Here is a 16,538-nt window from a genome sequence, read left to right as displayed (position 1 = left end):
CGGAGAAAATCGAAGTCGAAGAGCGACGCGTCAGGCCTCGAGCGCCAGTCCCGCTTCGGCCAGCGCTTCCTCCGTTGAGAGATCGTCGTGAATCACGCCGGCGACCGCTCGGGCGATGGCCTCGGGATCCTCGTGCTGGAAGATCGATCGGCCCATGGAGATACCGGCGCCGCCGGCGTCCATCACGCCGCGTACCATCTCGATCGTCTCGCGGTCGGTTCCCTTCGACCCGCCGGCGATGACGACCGGGAGCCGGGTCGACTCGACGACGTGCTGGAAGCTCTCCGCGTCGCCGCTGTAGCCCGTCTTGACGATGTCGGCGCCGAGCTCCTCGGCGAGTCGAACCGCGTGCCCCAGCGCTTCGGGGTCCGCCGAGTCGACGCCGGGGCCGCGAGCGTAAGCCATCGCGAGCACGGGGATGCCGAACCGCTGGGCTCGCTCGGTGACCTCGGAAAGCTGGCTGATCTGGTCCGGTTCGTGATCCGAGCCGACGTTGATGTGAAAGGAGACGGCGTCGGCACCGACACGGATGGCTTCCTCGACGGTCCCGGTCATCCGTTTGTCCTCCTCGTCGGGCCCGATCGTCGTCGAGCCGTTGAGGTGAACGATATAGCCCTTGCCGTTCTTGTTGTCGTGAACGCGAGGCGCGATCCCCTTCTGCGTGAGCACCGCGTCCGCCCCGCCGCTGGTTACGCCGTCGATCGTCGATTCGATGTCTTTCAGTCCCGTGACGGCACCCATCGTGATGCCGTGGTCCATCGGGACGATCACGTACGATCCGTCCGTACCGATTCGCTCGAGTCGTGCGTCAATTCCTGTGGTCATTGCGGGAGTGTAGCAAGCTTGCAGTTATGGCTGTTCTGGTTCCGGTGTATCTTCCGGATCGTCCGTGAGGGTCTCCGCGCCGCGACGTGCGCCCCGTTTGAGTTCCGCCGCTTTGGCCTCGAGCGCGTCGACCGCGTCGCTCGGATCGTCGCTCGATGCAATTATGTCGATGAGCGCGCTGCCGACGATGACGCCGTCGGCACCGGCCTCGATGATCTCGGCCGCGTGATCGCCCTCGCTGACCCCGAACCCGACGGCTTTGGGGACGTCGTACTTCGAGAGCCGCGCGAGGCTGTCGTAGGTCGCGCCCGACACGTTCGCGCGTGCGCCGGTCGTCCCGAGGCGAGCCTGGACGTAGGCGAAGCCCGAGACCCGGGACATGACGGCGTCCAGGCGCTCGCCCTCGGTCGTCGGTGCGATGATGAAGATCAGGTCGAGTCCGTTGTCGTCGCAGGCGTCCCGCAGCGGATCGGCCTCCTCGGCGGGCAGGTCCGGGACGATGATCCCCGAGAGCCCGGCTTCGGCAGCGCGTTCGACGAAGGGCCGCACGTCCGGCTCCGAACCATATTGGAGAATCATGTTGTAGTACGTCATCACCAGCAGCGGTGCCTCGGTCTCGAGGTCCTCGACCAGTTCGAAGAACCCCTCGGGGGTCGTCCCGGCCGCGAGCGCGCGATTGATCGCCGCCTGGATCGTCTGCCCCTCCGCGATCGGCTCCGAGAACGGGAGTCCGAGCTCGATCAGGTCCGAGCCGCCGCGGTCGAGGGCCTCGACGTACGCCTTGGTGTCCTCGAGCGAGGGATCGCCCGCGGTGATGTACGTGATGAGCGCGGGGTGGTTCCCGCGGATGGCCGCTTCGATGTCGCTGTCGTATTCCGACGACGTATCGCTCACCCGTCGAACACCTCGATTTCGGGTGCGGCCTCGAGATCGCGTTTCTCGGTCTCCTCGAGCACGGTCTCGAGGTCCTTGTCGCCGCGCCCGGAGACGTTGACGACGACGAGGTCGCCGAGTTCGTCGTGTTCTTCTTCGAGATACCCGAGCGCGTGACTCGACTCGAGCGCGGGGATGATCCCCTCGAGTCGCGAGAGTCGGTGGAACCCGTTGAGCGCGTCGTCGTCGTCGACGTTCGTGGGCGTAACTCGCCCGATATCGACGAGATGCGACAGCTCGGGGCCGACGCCGGCGTAGTCGAGCCCCGCGCTGACGCTGTGGGATTCGACGATCTGGCCGTCACCGGCCTGGAGGAGCTTCGTCATCGCGCCGTGGAGGACGCCGTCGGTCCCCGTCGAGAGCGTCGCGGAGTTGGGGGCCATTCCGTTTTCCTCGTCGATCTCGAGGCTCGAGCCGCCGGCTTCGACGGCGTACAGATCCACGCCCTCGTCGGGGACGAACGCGTGGAACGTGCCCATCGTGTTCGAGCCGCCGCCGGCGCAGGCGACGACGCTGTCGGGCAGCCGTCCCGCCTTCTCCCGAATCTGGTCGCGAATCTCCTCGCCGATTACCGCCTGAAAGTCCCGGACCATCCGCGGGAACGGGTGCGGGCCGACGACCGACCCGATCACGTAGTGGGTCCGCTCGACGGTGGTCGCCCAGTCGCGCATCGTCTCGTTGATCGCCTCCTTCAGCGTCGCGCTGCCGGCCTCGACCGGGTTCACCTCGGCCCCGTTCATCCGCATGCGGTAGACGTTGGGGCGCTGGCGGTTGACGTCCGTTCGACCCATGTAGATCTCGCAGGGCATGTCGAGGTGGGCCGCGGCCATCGCCGTCGCGGTGCCGTGCTGCCCGGCACCGGTCTCGGCGATGATCCGCTCTTTGCCCATGTACTTCGCCAGGAGGACCTGGCCGAGCGCGTTGTTGAGCTTGTGGGCCCCGCCGTGGAGGAGGTCCTCGCGCTTGAGGTAGACCTCCCGGTCGTAGCGCTCGCTCAGCCGATCCGCGCGCTGGAGCGGCGTCGGCCGGCCGCCGAAGTCCCGCATCCGATCGCGGAACTCGTCCATGAAGCCGTCCTCGTTCTCGAGAACGTAGCGCTCGTAGGCGTCCTCGAGTTCCTGCAGGGCCGGCATCAGCGCCTCGGGGACGTACTGGCCGCCGTAGTCGCCGAACGTGCCCCCGCCCGATTCGTACTCGTCGTCGCGTTCGCGTTCCGTGCTCATGTCTGGGTGGTGTCGTCGTCGTTCGCCTGGTCTTCCGATTCCGCTCGCGTGAGTCGCCGCGTGTTCGCGGTCACGTCGCTGTCGCCCGCGCCGTGGTCCATGATCGCGCTGCCGACCAGCAGGGCGTCGGCACCCGCCTCGCGCATTCGCCGAACGTCGGCCGGCGACGAGACCCCGCTCTCGGCGAGCAGCGTTACGTCGTCCGGAGCGTGGGGTGCGACTGACTCGAAGGTTTCGAGGTCGACCTCGAGTCGCGCCAGATCCCGGTTGTTCACTCCGATGATCTCTGCGCCCGCTTCGAGCGCGGTCTCGAGCTCAGCGCGGTCGTGGACCTCCACGAGGGGCTGAAAGCCGCGTTCCCGGGCGGCCGCGACGAGCCCCTCGAGATCGTCTACGAACCTGACGATCAGCAGGAGCAGATCGGCCTCGACGACGTCCATCCCCGCTTCGTCGAGGACGAAGTCCTTGCGCAGGACGGGGACGTCGACGGCCTCGCGGATGCGGGTCAGCGCCTCGGCCGACCCGCCGAAGTGGGTCGGCTCCGTCAGCACGGAAATCGCCGCCGCCCCGCCGTCGACCATCGCCCGCGCCAGTTCGACCGGATCGTCGTCTCGAGTGCCCTCGGCCGTCGGACTCGTCGGCTTCACCTCCGCGATCACTGGGACTCGCCCGTCGGCCTCGGCGTCGGCCAGCGCCTCGGGCAGCGAGCGCGCCTCGACCGCGACGACGCCCTCCCCGCCCGAGCGCTCCCGTGCCGCCTCGAGTATCGACCGCACCGCGGGAGCGAGCTCCGTATCGGAGTTCATTATTGTACATCGACGTACTCATATGTACATAAGGCTTGCGTCATTGTAACGGATCGCTCGGTTTCCGGAGGGGCCTACGGCAGTTTCCGGTCCGAGTACTGTCTCACGTTGCTAATCAGGATCGTGATAGCGAGAAGACAGCCCGCGACCAATGCTAGTAACGGACCGACGAGCACGCCGCGGCCCTCGTACGTTACGAGGCCGTTGGACCGATAAACGGCGTATACACCCGTAACGGTGAGAGAGAGAATTGCGAGACTGACGCCCCCCAGAAGGAGAGAGTTCCACTGGAAGCCCCTGTGGCGAATCCGATAGAGTACGAGACCACTGAGCAGTGACGGCAGAATCCAGACGCCCGCCGCTATCGCTGCTCCAATGGCGGTATCCGACTGGCCGGTTATCCATTCCGGAGGAGTACCGAATATACTCACAAACACGAGCAGAACGAGTGCTGCCACCGCTGACTCGACAACGGTAGCGTTGTCCACCAGTAAGTTCATTGCGTCTAAGAAACACGAACGAAAACATAAGACTTCTCGATGCTGGAATGAAAAACGTCATTCCTTCGGTGGCTCTCCGGTTCGTGAAGTAGACGGCACCGAATCTACCGCAGTTTTAGACAACCACTATATGATCGCAGCAGTTCTATCCGGTATGGAGGACGTTACGGACGCCGGAATCTACGCGCGGGAATCGCAGTACCTCGATCGGTACGTCCAGCTCGGCGCCGCCAGCGGGCGGGTCCTGAGCGTCTCGTTCCCCGAGATTCCGGACGACAATGCCGAGGACGAGCACGCCGTTCTCGACCGGATTTTCGAGTACCTCGACGGCCTCGAGGAGATCACTTTCGACGACGTCACGGTCGCGATGACCATGCCGACCGACCAGCGGGCGGTCCTCGAGGGCGTACAGGACGTTCCCTACGGCGATCAGGTCACCGTCGAGACGCTTGCCCGAATGACCTCGGGACTCGACCACACCGACGAGGACGATATCATCCTCGTCCGAACCGCGCTCGACGAGAACCCCGCTCCGCTTTTGATCCCCGACCACCGCGTGCGCGACGGCCCGAGCGCCGCCCCGCCGGACGTCGAGCAGAAGCTGCGGTCGCTCGAAGGTCTGTAAGGCTCGTTGAAAGCCTGATTCTGTTCTGTGGTTTCGAATGAAGTGGGTACCGGTACGAAATCATCGCCCGAAGGGACGTTCTGCTCACACTGGCAACAGGGAATGGCCACGCCCTCCCCAGCCGATTCCCTCGGTCGCTCCGCTCCCTCACTCATCCCTCGCGCAGTATCGAGCCGCGTCTCACAGCCGTTCGCCGCGGCTCAGCGCGCGCCACCGCTGAAGATTGGTCGGTCCGAGTGAGACGGAGAAACGAGACGAAACAAGTGAGGGGTCCCTCTGTTGCGGTTCAGAACTCCGACCGCTCGACCTTCTCGGGCGCTTCGAAATCCGTCGCCAGCTCGAGCAGTTGCACCAGAATCCGACCGGTCGCGCCCCAGACGGTGTAGCCGTTCACGTGGAAGTAGTGGATCACGATCTCGCCGTAGTAGGGGTGCGAGCGGCGCTCGTACTCGTAGTTGTCCGGATCGAGCAGCCCCGAGAGCGGCAGGACGACGATCTCGGCGACCTCGCTCTCCTCGCGAACGTACTCCCGATCGGGGACGTGTGCGACGAAGGGAGTCACGGCGTACTCGGTGACCGTCCGGATGTCGTCGAGCTGGCCGACGAGTTCCGCCTCGCTGTGCTCGAGCCCGATTTCCTCGTTGGCCTCCCGGAGCGCGGTCTCGAGGATCGTCTCGTCTTCGGGCTCGGCTCCGCCGCCGGGAAAGCTCATCTGACCGGGGTGTTCGCCGAGGTGGTCCGCACGCCGGGTAAAGAGCAGGTGGTCCTCGCCGTCGCGGTCGACGATCGGGGCGAGCACCGCCGCGTCGTACTCCTGATCGGCGATCTCGGTCGGTTCGTAGCTCGCGATCGGCTCGAGCGTCAGTCTCGGGCCCGTCATTCCTCGAGTGCGTCCTCCAGTCGCGTCCGTTCGTCGGTGCAGTCGACCGGTGCCCAGGCCTCGACGTCGTAGCTGACGTCGATCAGGGACCGGATCCGCTCCTCGTCCGCCGCGGCGATGGCCTCGTCGGCGGCCGCGATCACGCGCTCGCGGGCCGTCTTCCCCAGCGTCTCGCGGTCGACCCGTCGCCGGTCGATATCGAGGATGTGGGGGACGTCCTCCGCGTGTTCGGGAACCGCGGGAAAGGCCGTCGGGCCGGCGACCAGCAGCGCCTCGCCGTCGGTCGTCGGGGCCGCGCCCTCGTCGGCGGGATCGTGCCGAACGAGGGCGAACGACTCGACTGCCTCGTCGATCGCCGCTCCGAGCGCCGCGTCGTCGACGGACTGACCGTCGGCGCGGTAGGCGGCCTCGGCGAGCGCTCGCTCGAGTTCCGAGCGAGTCAACCCGCCGAAGAGGTCGACCACGCCGGCCAGTTCGTCGGCGGTCGCGTCCATACGCCCCCCAACGGACGAGAGGGGGATTAGTCTTGCGAGCGCGAGCCGATGCGGCGCTCCCGCCACGGCCGGGCCGCCGCGAGCACGTCGGCCGGTTCGAACGGGGCGTCGGTCCACCGCGGCAGGCGCGCGTCCGGTCCCGGCGGCGAGATCGACTCGGCGTAGCGGGCCAGCTGATTCCGCTCGCCGGCGGGGTCGTACTCGAGCCCGTTGAACGCCGCGTCGGCGCGGTACTGGTCGATCAGCTCGTCGCCGGCGGACAGGTACCGCTCCGGCAGCGTCTCGTACGCCGGATCGACGCCGTGTTCCTCGACGACGCGCAAGAGCGCGGCGGCGACCTCGCGGCTCATCCCCTCGAGGCCGGTGTCGCCGGCGACCGCGCGATGGTCGTGCTCGTGGCGACCGAGGTCGACCTGCGCGCTGCCGCCGAAGCCGGCGACCTCGTAGGCGTCGCCGAGGGTCCCGACCTCGAGTCCCCACGCACGCGGCGCTCGCAGGCGTCGAGCGAGGTCGGCGGTCGCGGCGAACTCGCCGGCCAGCGCGTACCGGAACGCGCCGAGGTAGTCGACGATCGGGGCGTCGTGGGCGTCCGCGAGCGAGCGAACGAGCGGTTCGTAGAACAGTCGGAAGAGGCGACCGTAGAGCCGGTCGCGTTCGACGCGAGCGTAGTACCCCTTCGAAAACTCGAAGGCCATCGTCAGCGGGGCGAGCAGGCGGTGGACGTGTGCGGCCTCGTAGCTGCGGGCGTCGGCGTCGTGGACGACGACGGCGTCGGCGGCGTCGGCCGCGGGGCCGAGCGCGAGCCAGACGTCCCGTCCCTTTCCGAACTCGCCGCCCAGTCCCGCGTCGGCGAGCAACGCGTCGATACCGGGTGCGTTACACCACAGCACCCGAGTCGGCAGCGCGAACGAGTCGAGCCAGTCCCGAAACGGACCGATTCGCTCCGGCTCGGCGCGAACGGGGACGAAGACCGCTTCCGGTGCCGGCTCGAGGCGCTCGAGTTCGCCCAGGACGCGTTCGGCGGCGGGGCTCTCGAGCTCGCGGCCCGTCATCGGGACGACGACGGCCGCGTCGGCGACTGCGGCGACCGCGTTGCTGGCGAGATCGGTTTCCCGTCCCCCGTTGCCCTCGCCGAACTCGTGGAGCGTGGCGATCCGCTCCTGGACGTACTCCATCGGTGGGGTGTTCGAGCGGACCGGTAAAACGGCCACGGATGCGGCAGAGGGGGACGGTCCTGAAGCCGGCGGCCGAATCGCGGGACCGGCCGTCGGGCGGAGCGGGGCCCGCTCAGCCGTTCGCGCCCGTCGGAAGCCGACCGGCGGCGGCGAGCGCGAGCGTGACGAGCAAGACGACCGCGATGCCGACGGCGAGGAGCCGGAAGGAGTCGTCGAAGGAGATGCCGGCGTCGACCATCGCCCCCAGGATCGCGCTCCCGGTCGCCTGAATCGGCATCATCGTGCCGCTGAACAGCGCGTAGGCGCTCGCGCGGTTCTCGTCCGGGACGGACGCGAGGACGTAGGTGTCGGAGGCGGGGAAGATGCTGTGAATGATATAGCCCATGCACGCCGTGACGGCGAGGATCGCCACCGTTCCCTCGACGACGGTCAGCGCGAGCAGGGAGACGAGAAACGCGCCGACGATCCCCAGCAAGAGCGGCAGGAACCGGACCCGGTCGGCGATCCGGCCGGTGATGGCGAACGCCGGGACGCCGGCCAGAAAGAGCAGCGTCAGGACCGATCTCGAAAAGCCCTCGGAGAACTCCTTGACCTCGACGAGATACGTCACGTAGAAGTTGAACACGCCGTTCCAGACCAGCATCGCCGTACTGACGATCGCCACGGCCGTGGCGACGATCGGCCACTGGCGACGGAGGGCGCCGACGAGATCGCGATCCAATTTCCCGGCCTCCGGCAGCGTCGCGCGCCTCGCGGCGAGGAAGAGAGCGACCGTCGATCCGATCGCCACGACCGCGATCGCGAGAAAGAGCGCGCGCCACGCCGCGATCGGCCACGTCACCGCGAAGAACGCGCCGACCAGCAACGGCGCGACCACCGCGGCGGTCTGGCTCGAGGTCCCGTGGATCCCGATCGCGCGCCCGACGCGAGACGGGTAGAGTTCGCTGACCAGCGGGTTCGCAGCGACGAAGTAGGCGCTGCTCGCGATCCCCATACAGAGCGCGCCGACGTAGAGCACCTCGAGACTCCGCGCGGTGGCCGCGAACGCCGACCCGGCGGCCAACAGCCCGCCCGAGGCGAGGATCAGCCAGTGACGGGGCAGTCGCGTCAGGAGATAGCCCGTCGGGATCTGCAGCGCCGCGGCCCCGAGCCAGGCCAGCGTCGCCAGCAACCCGACGGCGGCGGCGCTCGCGTCGAACGTCGTCCGGAACGGCTCGAGCAGCGGCGCGTAGATCACTCGGCCGAGGTTCACCAGGAAGACCATGGCACACAGCGTCCCGAAGACGCCCGTCCGACCGGCGTGCCGTCGCCGTCCGCTCGCCGTCTCGTTCACACTGCCGCTGTCTCGTCGAGGGGGTCAACCCTTACGAATCGCAGCGGGGGAGACACGTCAGCGGCCGGAGAGGACCCCATCGCCTGAGATCCGATAAAGCACCGGTCTTTTTCTTCCCCTCCTCCCTACAGGGAGAACATGAAATCAGTCCGGAAGGCACTCCGCGCCGGCGACCTCGAGAAGGACACCTACGATCGACTCGTCTGTGGCGAGTGTGAGAAACCGTTGAAGACGGAAAACGATCCGGACGAGATCAAGACGGTTCGCATCTGTCCGGAGTGCGGGGCCGAGTGGAAGGAGATCCGGTAGGTCCCGAAACCCGGCGTCGACGGGGACGCGAGGGTGGCGTTGGCGCGATCGGCGAACGGACAGGGAAACGCGCGGGTAGAACGGACGCCGGCTCGAGCGATCCGGTAGATACCCGAGCCGTCGTGCTAGCCGTTACTTTTTGCCGACGAGCGTTCCAGCTGAACCGTTAGCGTTCGCCGGCCATCGCGGAAAAGAGCCGTTCTTCGAACTCTTCGCGGCTGATCCCGTCGGAGGGGCCGATTCCGTTCATGTGGTCGACCGAGAGCTGACCGCCACCCATTCGCGCGTGACCGCCCGCGCTTGCCATCGGAATGTCGCTGATGGCGTGACGCAGCGTCTCGCCCATGTGGACCCGGTCGTCGCGCGAGCGCCCCGACAGGTGGAGCGTCCCGTCGTGTTCGCCGTAGACGACGACCGCCGTGACGCCCTCGAGCTGCATCAGCTCGTCCGCGGCCTGTGGAATCGCGTCGACGTTGCTGATTTCACCGACGTCGCAGGTGGCGAAGGGGCCCTCGACCCGCTTTTGCGTGATCGCCGTCGCCTTGACCTGTAGGACGTCGTCGCTGACCTGCGGGTTGGCGATCCGATCGAGCAGGTCCTCGTCGATCCCGGAAAACAGCGTCGCGCAGGCGTCGAACTCGGCCCGGGAACACCCGTTCGTCAGGTGATTCGTGTCGGACTGGATGCCGTAGAGGAGCCCGGTCGCCAGCTCCGGCGAGATCTCGAAGTCGTTCGAGCCGTCCTCGCCGGCCATCGTCGCACCGATGTCGTTCAGATACTCGACGATGATCGTCGACGCCGCGCCGTAGTCCGTTCGCACGTCGGTGAACTCCGTCCCGGCCCCGTTGCCGGGATGGTGGTCGACGACCGCGATCGGCTCGACGGTCTGGGCTCCGGTGAATCCCCGCGGCGTGTTGTGATCGACCAGCACCACCGGGCCCGCGGCGAGCTGGGAGCTCGCGTCGATGGACTCGAGGTCCAGGTCGAGGACGGTCCGGAACGCGCGGTTCTCCTGGTGGCGGATTTCGCCCGAAAACTGCAACGTGGTGTCGGTATCGACGGCGTCCGCGATCGCCGCGACGCCCATCGCACACGACATGGCGTCGGGATCGGGGTTCGGATGCATCAGGACGGTCACTTCGTCGTGCGTGGCGAGCATGCGCTGGAGCCGGACGCCCGGCGGTCGACGAAACCAGCGAATCAGCCACCAGCCACCGAGCGCGAGCCCGACGACGACGAGAACGAGAAGCGAGAGAACGAGCGGATCGAGGGAACGGACCGAGTCGCTCACTGACTCGGTTACCAGCGGGGTTGCCCCGACGAAGGCACCGCCCGCCGGAGCGCGCCGATAGCTCATACCATGAGATCAAATCCGATCACCAAGAAATTTCCCCCGATTTCCCCCGCTACGGTCGGAGACTCTCGGGCGGCCGACTCCTCACGGTACCGTAGCCCGGTGCGGAAACCGGTTCAACGGCTACGATAGGCGTCGATCGCGTCCCGATACCCCTCGCGGAAGGTGGGGGAGGCGAACTCGTAGCCGAGCGCTCGCAGTTTCTCGTTCGAGCAGCGTTTGCTCGTCAGGATCCGGCGTCGGCCCGCCTCGGAGAGATCGCCGTCCGCGAGCCGCTCGGACTTCGTCCGCTTCGGCGGCCGCTCGACGTCGCACTCGTCGGCCAGCCAGTCCGCGAACTCCCACTTCGAGACCGGCTCGTCGTCGACCACCTGGACGACTTCGCCGCGAGCGAGATCCTCCTCGAGCAGGTAGCGAACCGCGCCGGCGGCGTCGTCCCGGTGGACCATGTTCAGATAGCCCTCGGTCACCGGTCCCTCGAGGTAGCGCTCGAGCCGGTATCGATCCGGACCGTACAGGCCCGCATAGCGCGCCACGGTCCCGTCGAAGCCGTATCGCTCGGGGTGCTCGAGCGCGATCCGCTCGGCCTCGACGAGCACCTCGGTCTTTTCGGTGGTGGGCTCGAGCGGCGTCTCCTCGTCGACCCAGTCGCCGTCGTGGTCGCCGTGGACGCCGGTCGAGGAGGTGTACACCAGCCGATCGGGCGCGTTCTCGCGGTCGCCGAACGCCTCGATCGCCGTTCGCAACCCGTCGACGTAGACCTCGCGAGCGGCCGCGGCACCCCGCCCGCCGCTGCTCGCTGCGAAGACGATCGCGTCGACGTCCGGGACCGCGGCGAGCGCCTCGCCGTCGGTGATGTCCGCCCGAACCCCGTCGAACCCGGCGCTCTCGATCCGCTCGATGCCCTCGTCGGACCGGCGGACGCCGATCGGCTCGTGACCGCGAGCCGCGAGCTGTCTGCCCAGTTCGATACCGACGTGACCGCAGCCGAGAATTGCGACGTTCACAGCCGAACTCGTGGTCGAGTATACATAATTTCACCGCTCGAGGCTACATTCCGGTCCTCTTCCCGAGAATTGCCGACCGAACGGATAATCGATCCGGAGGGTCCGGTTGCGGACCGCTCTCGCGGTCCGCGGTCGACGGCCGGTGATCCGGCGAGGCTGACCGCCGGTCCGACTCAAGGGGCCCCGTCCGCGATCACGTACTGGACGTGGACGAACTCGTCGAACGACATCGGCGCTCGCCCCTCGATCTTCTGATGGACTTCCTTCGCGTCCAGATCGAGCTCGAGCTCGGTCTCGACGGCGTCGACGTCGAGGACCGCCGTCGACATCCCGAGCAGCAGGTGCTCGAGGGCCATCGTGACCATCGTCTCCGGATCGGGCTCGCCCTCGGCGAGCGACTGGATCCGGGCCGCCTGTTCGAGCGAGATGTCGGGCGAGTCGCCCGCGGCGAGGGACTCGAGGATCTCCCGATCGACGTCGGTTTCGGCTGCGACGGCCGCGGCGCCGCGGTCGTCGACGATCGCTGCGAGATCGTCCTCGTACTCGGCCCGGAGGTCGTCCGGGGAGTCGGGGACGGTCATCCGCTGTTCGTAGAACATACCGAACACGAGGGGAATGCGGCGGAAATGTATTGTGACCTTCGCCGACGGGACTCCGGTTGCATGTCACTTTCTCTCGGTACCGATAGCCGAACGCGGGCCCGATCCCTCCGAGCGGCGTATCAGATTACCGGAACGTTCAACAGGTCCCACTCGTATGTGAGTGGTATGAAAGTAGCCCTGATCGGAGTCGGTCAGGCCGGCGGAAACGTCACCGAACGGCTCGCCCGGTTCGACGCGAACATGGGGTACGGAGCCGTGCAGGGTGCGCTGGCCGTCAACTCCGCGGAGACCGACCTCCAGTCCCTCGAGTTCGTCGACACGCAGCTGATCGGTGCCGACCGCGTCAACGGCCACGGCGTCGGTGCCGACAACGAACTCGGCACGGAAGTGATGCAGTCGGATATACAGCAGATCCTCGACGGCCTCGACGGCCGCGTCACATCGGAGGCCGAGGCGATCTTCGTCGTCGCCGGTCTCGGCGGCGGGACGGGCAGCGGCGGCGCGCCGGTCCTCGTCCACCACCTCCAGCAGATCTACGACATCCCCGTCTACGCGCTCGGCGTGTTGCCGGGCCGCAACGAGGGGGCGCTCTATCAGGCCAACGCCGGCCGATCCCTGAAGACGCTCCTCCGGGAAGCCGATTCGACGCTCCTGATCGACAACGACGCCTGGCACGAACAGGGCGAGAGCGTCGAGGGGGCATTCGAGACCATCAACGAGAAGATCGCCAAACGGGTCGGTCTGCTCTTCGCCTCCGGCGAGGCCGTCGAGGGCGTCGGGGAGAGCGTGGTCGACTCGAGCGAAGTCATCAACACCCTCCGCGCGGGCGGCGTCGCGGCGCTGGGCTACGCGACCGAGATCGCGAGCGAGGACAGCAGCGAGAACATCACCACGGCCATGACCGTCTCCAGACAGGCGCTGCTCACCGGGACGAGCCTGCCGGAGGCGACGACGGCCGACTCGGCGCTGCTGGTGGTCGCGGGCCGGCCGGACGCGATCCCGCGCAAGGGTGTCGAGAAGGCGCGCCACTGGCTCGAGGACGAGACCGGGAGCATGCAGGTCCGCGGCGGCGACTTCCCGCTCGACAGCGACCGCCTCGGCGCGCTGGTACTGCTCGGCGGGGCCGAACGGTCCGACCGGGTTCAGGCGTTCATGGACCGCGCTCGCGAAGCGACGGACGAGGCGGAGTCGGAATCGACCGACCACGCCGACCGGCTCACCGACGACCGGCTCGAGAACCTCTTCTAGTCCGTTCTGAAACGTCGGAAGGGCTTTTTACTTCGGGCGCACTGACGGTGGTAATGACTGACGAGTGGACTGGGGGGATCGTCACGGACCGCGGCGGTGACGGGCCGCCGACCGTCGAGGAGTGGGTCTCGGTTTCGGGTCCCGAACGGCCCTCGGGGTTCGGCGACGAGGGGCCGATCGCGTATCGAACGACGGTCGCGGATCCGCGGGACGACGAGACCGAACGCGCGCTGCTCGAACTCCGCGGGGTCTCCGGCCGCGCGGAGATCTGGCTGAACGGCACGCGGCTGGGGTCCCACGACTCGCCCGTCGTCCCGGCCCGGTTCGAGTTCGAACCCCGCTCCGAGAACGAACTGATCGTCGTCTGCGAACGGCCCGAGTCGTTCGCCGGGATCGACGAGACCGACGCGGTTCCGGATCACTTCGAAACGCCCGGCGTTCGGTGGGGCGTCGAGGTCGAGTCCCGACCTCGGTGCTTTATTCGCCGATTCGACGTGCAGCCTCGCCTGGGCACGGATTCCGAATCGGACGCGAGCGCGGACGCGTCCGCGGCCTCGGCCGCGAACGCGGCGACGGACGGTGCGGGGGCGGCGATCGACGTCACGCTCGAGGTCGACGCGGGGGCGGCGATCGACGACGCGGTGACGCTGTCGCTTCGACCCGAGGGGTTTCGCGGCGGTGCCGCCATGGAACGCGTGCCGGTCACGGCCGAGGCCGGCGAGCGGGTGACGGTATCGAAGACGCTCTCGATCAGGGAGCCCTCGCTGTGGTGGCCCCGGAAGTACGGCCCGCAGGACCGGTACACGGTGCGGGCGAAGCTCGGCGGCGACAGCGCCGAACGAACCGTCGGGCTCCGCCGCGTCGAGCGCGACGAGGACGGTCTCCTGGTCAACGGTCGGCGCGTCCGAGCCCGCGGATTCACGCGATTGCCCGGCGGCGATCCCGAGGCGGACGTTCGTCGGGCCGTCGACGCGAACGCGACGCTGCTCCGGGCGCGCGCCCACGTACCGCCGCGATCGTTCTACGAGGCCTGCGACGAGGCCGGGATCCTCGTCTGGCAGGACCTGCCGGCGAGCGGCCCGGAGCTACCGGTCGAACGGGGGACGGAACTGGCCGCTGCCATCGCCGAGACGTACGGTTCCCACCCCAGTCTCGCGATGTACGGCGTGCAGGATCAGCCGATGGACCCGTACGCGGAGCCCCTCGGGAGCGGTCTGCTCGCGAAGCTCGCCCTTCGGTATCGGGCGTGGCGGACGTCGGTCGATCGCGATCCCGCCGCGGACATCGCCGACGCCATCCCTGGCGACCTGCCGGTCGTCCCCGTGACGGGTCCCCCGGGAACCGACCCCGACGCCGCCCAGCTCTTCCCCGGGTGGCGATATCTCGCAGCCGAGGACGCGGACTGGTTGCTCGAGACCTACCCGTCGCTCGGCGACGTCGTCGGCGGCTTCGGTGCCGGCTCGCTGACCGACGACGCTGATCCGGCGACGATTCCCGGGCTCGAGCCGGCGCTGCTCGAGCGGCAGGCGGGCGCTGGCGGGATCGCACCCGAGTCCTCACAGGCGTCACAGGCCGACACGCTCAAGACGGTCGCGGAGGCGCTTCGCCGGCGGGGATCCGGCATCGTCGCGGCGTCGACGCTCCGAGATACCGCGTCGGGCGGCGGAATGGGGATCTACACTATCGACGGCGATTCGAAACCGGCGGCGGCGGCGATCGCACGGTCGTACGAGCCCGTTCAGGCCGTCCTCGACGGACGGGCGACCCCCGGAACGGTCGGTATCACCCTCTGTAACGACACACACGATGCGCTCGAGGCGATCGTCGGCTGGCGGGCGGGCGACGAGACGGACACCGAACGGGTGAGCGTCGGACCGCTCGAGACCGTCCCCGCAGGAACGGCGCGGATTCCCCGGGACGCAGAGACGGTCGACCTCGAGGTGGCGGTCGACGATCTGACGGTTCGTAATCGGTACAATTTATAAGCATCTCGCGAGCCGTGCCACGGTCCAGCATGGGGGAACGAGGTCCCTGCTAACGGTTTTCAGGGGTGTGGTGACCGATACATTTAAATTATAGGCCCCAATAGTATCAGTCACCAGAACGCCACCGGGGCGCGTATCGCTCGACGATCGATGACAGGAAATCTTATTCACCGAGGTTTCGCAGATCGTGAGCAGTCGCTTCGAACGGTCGGTCGGCTATCCCTGACTCTCCCGTCGAGCCGTCGGCGAGGGACTCGGGCCGCCGTCCGATCGGTTCTCCGGTGCGGGTATGGCACAGAGGATTAACTAACATGGTAGACGAATCGAAAAACATCGAACTGACAGAGGACGACCTCGAAAACAAATCGAAAGGACAGCTCATCAAGATGGCCGGTCAACTGCGAGACCGGCGAAACGAGCTGAACCAGATGGCTTCCGACCGCGCATCCAAGCGCGACGATCTCAACGCGAAGACTCGCGAGAAGGTCGACGAAGCCCAGGAACACCGCGAGAAACGCGACGAGCTCAACGAGCAGGTCCAGGAGCACAAGGAGAGCCGCAACGAGCTCAACGCCGAAGCCAACGAGCTCTTCGACAAAGTCGAGCAGCTCAAATCGGACATGGAGCTCGACGAGGGCAAAGACCTCGAGGAGCTCGAGTCGGAGATCGAAGATCTCGAGTTCAAACAGCAGACCGAGGTCCTCTCGAGCGAGGAGGAGAAGGAGCTCATCGAGAAGATCGAGGGAAAGCGTGAGGAGTACGAGGAGCGCAAGCAGAAGCTCGATCAGAACGAGGACCTCGAAGAGCTCGTCGAGGAAGCCGAGGAAGTGCGATCGGAGGCCTCCCAGCACCACCAGAAAGTCACGGAGCTCGCCGACAAGGCCCAGGAACATCACAACCAGATGATCGAGGCCTATCGCGAGGCCGACGACATCCGCGACGAGGCCGACGAGATGCACGAGAAGTTCGTCGAGGCTCAGGAGGCCGCCGACCGCCACCACGAGGACTTCGTTCGCGTCCAGAAGCGCCTGCGCGAACTGGACAAGAAGGAAGAGGAGGAGCGCAAGTCCGAGCGCGACAAGAAGAAAGAGGAGGCCAAGGAAGAGGCCGAGGAAATCTACCAGAAGTTCAAGGAAGGCGAAACCCTCGAGACCGAGGACCTGATGAAGCTTCAGAAGACGGGACTGCTCTAAGTCGATTCCGTCTACCGCGACTTTCTCCCCGATTTTCGGGTTTCTC

The 16,538-nt window shown here is 67.2% G+C and carries 17 protein-coding genes; 5 read left to right on the top strand and 12 right to left on the bottom strand.

Annotation, left to right across the window (positions count from 1 at the left end):
• Positions 1 to 30 precede the first annotated feature (30 nt).
• From NDI89_RS08780 to NDI89_RS08760, 5 genes are all read right to left on the bottom strand, one after another.
• A complete protein-coding gene (locus NDI89_RS08780) occupies positions 31 to 825 on the bottom strand; it encodes a 2-amino-3,7-dideoxy-D-threo-hept-6-ulosonate synthase (RefSeq protein ID WP_277521153.1) in 795 nt (264 codons plus the stop codon).
• A 24-nt stretch (positions 826 to 849) separates the two neighbouring features.
• Complete coding sequence (trpA, locus tag NDI89_RS08775) at positions 850 to 1,719, bottom strand: tryptophan synthase subunit alpha (protein WP_277521152.1); 870 nt, start codon at positions 1,717 to 1,719, stop codon at positions 850 to 852.
• On the bottom strand, positions 1,716 to 2,981 hold the full coding sequence (gene trpB / locus NDI89_RS08770) for a tryptophan synthase subunit beta (protein ID WP_277521151.1): 1,266 nt from the start codon (positions 2,979 to 2,981) through the stop codon (positions 1,716 to 1,718). The genes trpA and trpB overlap by 4 nt, the downstream gene beginning before the upstream one ends.
• Positions 2,978 to 3,787 (bottom strand): indole-3-glycerol phosphate synthase, encoded by an 810-nt coding sequence (gene trpC / locus NDI89_RS08765; RefSeq protein ID WP_277521150.1) that lies wholly within the window; start codon positions 3,785 to 3,787, stop codon positions 2,978 to 2,980. Before trpC ends, trpB begins: the two co-directional genes overlap by 4 nt.
• A gap of 74 nt (positions 3,788 to 3,861) precedes the next feature.
• Positions 3,862 to 4,287, bottom strand: coding sequence for a hypothetical protein (locus NDI89_RS08760; protein WP_277521149.1), 426 nt, complete (start codon positions 4,285 to 4,287; stop codon positions 3,862 to 3,864).
• 154 nt (positions 4,288 to 4,441) lie between these two features.
• Here NDI89_RS08760 and NDI89_RS08755 point away from each other — a divergent pair, with 154 nt between their 5' ends.
• The gene (locus tag NDI89_RS08755; protein WP_277521148.1) at positions 4,442 to 4,912 is read left to right on the top strand and encodes an MGMT family protein; all 471 of its coding nucleotides are present in this window, start codon (positions 4,442 to 4,444) and stop codon (positions 4,910 to 4,912) included.
• A gap of 286 nt (positions 4,913 to 5,198) precedes the next feature.
• On the opposite strand, the gene NDI89_RS08750 is transcribed toward NDI89_RS08755, so the two are convergent.
• The 4 genes from NDI89_RS08750 to NDI89_RS08735 form a co-directional block, all read right to left on the bottom strand.
• Positions 5,199 to 5,792 (bottom strand): NUDIX hydrolase, encoded by a 594-nt coding sequence (locus tag NDI89_RS08750; RefSeq protein ID WP_277521147.1) that lies wholly within the window; start codon positions 5,790 to 5,792, stop codon positions 5,199 to 5,201.
• A complete protein-coding gene (locus NDI89_RS08745) occupies positions 5,789 to 6,286 on the bottom strand; it encodes a DUF7109 family protein (RefSeq protein ID WP_277521146.1) in 498 nt (165 codons plus the stop codon). Before NDI89_RS08745 ends, NDI89_RS08750 begins: the two co-directional genes overlap by 4 nt.
• Positions 6,287 to 6,312: 26 nt before the next feature.
• On the bottom strand, positions 6,313 to 7,461 hold the full coding sequence (locus NDI89_RS08740; protein ID WP_277521145.1) for a glycosyltransferase family protein: 1,149 nt from the start codon (positions 7,459 to 7,461) through the stop codon (positions 6,313 to 6,315).
• A 112-nt stretch (positions 7,462 to 7,573) separates the two neighbouring features.
• Positions 7,574 to 8,794 carry an MFS transporter gene (locus NDI89_RS08735; RefSeq protein WP_277521144.1) on the bottom strand — a complete coding sequence of 407 codons (1,221 nt, stop codon included), beginning with the start codon at positions 8,792 to 8,794 and terminating at the stop codon, positions 7,574 to 7,576.
• 138 nt (positions 8,795 to 8,932) lie between these two features.
• Between NDI89_RS08735 and NDI89_RS08730 the strand changes: the two genes are divergently transcribed.
• Complete coding sequence (locus tag NDI89_RS08730) at positions 8,933 to 9,103, top strand: HVO_0758 family zinc finger protein (RefSeq protein ID WP_226005381.1); 171 nt, start codon at positions 8,933 to 8,935, stop codon at positions 9,101 to 9,103.
• 166 nt (positions 9,104 to 9,269) lie between these two features.
• Here NDI89_RS08730 and NDI89_RS08725 read toward each other — a convergent pair whose 3' ends face one another.
• The 3 genes from NDI89_RS08725 to NDI89_RS08715 form a co-directional block, all read right to left on the bottom strand.
• Positions 9,270 to 10,460, bottom strand: coding sequence for a DHH family phosphoesterase (locus tag NDI89_RS08725; protein ID WP_277521142.1), 1,191 nt, complete (start codon positions 10,458 to 10,460; stop codon positions 9,270 to 9,272).
• Between the two features lie 113 nt (positions 10,461 to 10,573).
• Positions 10,574 to 11,464, bottom strand: a complete 891-nt coding sequence (locus NDI89_RS08720; RefSeq protein WP_277521141.1) for an SDR family oxidoreductase — start codon at positions 11,462 to 11,464, stop codon at positions 10,574 to 10,576.
• Between the two features lie 173 nt (positions 11,465 to 11,637).
• Positions 11,638 to 12,063, bottom strand: a complete 426-nt coding sequence (locus NDI89_RS08715) for a DUF5791 family protein (protein ID WP_277521140.1) — start codon at positions 12,061 to 12,063, stop codon at positions 11,638 to 11,640.
• 168 nt (positions 12,064 to 12,231) lie between these two features.
• Here NDI89_RS08715 and NDI89_RS08710 point away from each other — a divergent pair, with 168 nt between their 5' ends.
• The 3 genes from NDI89_RS08710 (at position 12,232) to NDI89_RS08700 (ending at position 16,492) form a co-directional block, all read left to right on the top strand.
• Positions 12,232 to 13,314 carry a tubulin/FtsZ family protein gene (locus NDI89_RS08710; RefSeq protein ID WP_277521139.1) on the top strand — a complete coding sequence of 361 codons (1,083 nt, stop codon included), beginning with the start codon at positions 12,232 to 12,234 and terminating at the stop codon, positions 13,312 to 13,314.
• Between the two features lie 53 nt (positions 13,315 to 13,367).
• Positions 13,368 to 15,299 (top strand): glycoside hydrolase family 2 protein, encoded by a 1,932-nt coding sequence (locus tag NDI89_RS08705; protein ID WP_277521138.1) that lies wholly within the window; start codon positions 13,368 to 13,370, stop codon positions 15,297 to 15,299.
• 311 nt (positions 15,300 to 15,610) lie between these two features.
• Positions 15,611 to 16,492, top strand: a complete 882-nt coding sequence (locus NDI89_RS08700; RefSeq protein ID WP_277521137.1) for a coiled-coil protein — start codon at positions 15,611 to 15,613, stop codon at positions 16,490 to 16,492.
• Positions 16,493 to 16,538: the final 46 nt, after the last annotated feature.

This window comes from Natrinema salsiterrestre, assembly GCF_029502005.1.
In the GTDB taxonomy this organism is placed as follows: domain Archaea; phylum Halobacteriota; class Halobacteria; order Halobacteriales; family Natrialbaceae; genus Natrinema; species Natrinema salsiterrestre.
Note: the sequence above shows the minus strand (reverse complement) of the source record. Positions and strands in the feature narration are given on the sequence as shown.

What these genes read in the sequence shown, in the direction of transcription:
- NDI89_RS08725 (WP_277521142.1), bottom strand. Translation starts at nt 10,460, where the DNA reads ATGAGCTATCGGCGCGCTCCGGCGGGCGGTGCCTTCGTCGGGGCAACC.
- NDI89_RS08750 (WP_277521147.1), bottom strand. Translation starts at nt 5,792, where the DNA reads ATGACGGGCCCGAGACTGACGCTCGAGCCGATCGCGAGCTACGAACCG.
- NDI89_RS08730 (WP_226005381.1), top strand. Translation starts at nt 8,933, where the DNA reads ATGAAATCAGTCCGGAAGGCACTCCGCGCCGGCGACCTCGAGAAGGAC.
- NDI89_RS08710 (WP_277521139.1), top strand. Translation starts at nt 12,232, where the DNA reads ATGAAAGTAGCCCTGATCGGAGTCGGTCAGGCCGGCGGAAACGTCACC.
- trpB (WP_277521151.1), bottom strand. Translation starts at nt 2,981, where the DNA reads ATGAGCACGGAACGCGAACGCGACGACGAGTACGAATCGGGCGGGGGC.
- NDI89_RS08740 (WP_277521145.1), bottom strand. Translation starts at nt 7,461, where the DNA reads ATGGAGTACGTCCAGGAGCGGATCGCCACGCTCCACGAGTTCGGCGAG.
- NDI89_RS08715 (WP_277521140.1), bottom strand. Translation starts at nt 12,063, where the DNA reads ATGTTCTACGAACAGCGGATGACCGTCCCCGACTCCCCGGACGACCTC.
- NDI89_RS08705 (WP_277521138.1), top strand. Translation starts at nt 13,368, where the DNA reads ATGACTGACGAGTGGACTGGGGGGATCGTCACGGACCGCGGCGGTGAC.
- NDI89_RS08700 (WP_277521137.1), top strand. Translation starts at nt 15,611, where the DNA reads ATGGTAGACGAATCGAAAAACATCGAACTGACAGAGGACGACCTCGAA.
- NDI89_RS08745 (WP_277521146.1), bottom strand. Translation starts at nt 6,286, where the DNA reads ATGGACGCGACCGCCGACGAACTGGCCGGCGTGGTCGACCTCTTCGGC.
- NDI89_RS08780 (WP_277521153.1), bottom strand. Translation starts at nt 825, where the DNA reads ATGACCACAGGAATTGACGCACGACTCGAGCGAATCGGTACGGACGGA.
- trpC (WP_277521150.1), bottom strand. Translation starts at nt 3,787, where the DNA reads ATGAACTCCGATACGGAGCTCGCTCCCGCGGTGCGGTCGATACTCGAG.
- NDI89_RS08760 (WP_277521149.1), bottom strand. Translation starts at nt 4,287, where the DNA reads ATGAACTTACTGGTGGACAACGCTACCGTTGTCGAGTCAGCGGTGGCA.
- NDI89_RS08755 (WP_277521148.1), top strand. Translation starts at nt 4,442, where the DNA reads ATGGAGGACGTTACGGACGCCGGAATCTACGCGCGGGAATCGCAGTAC.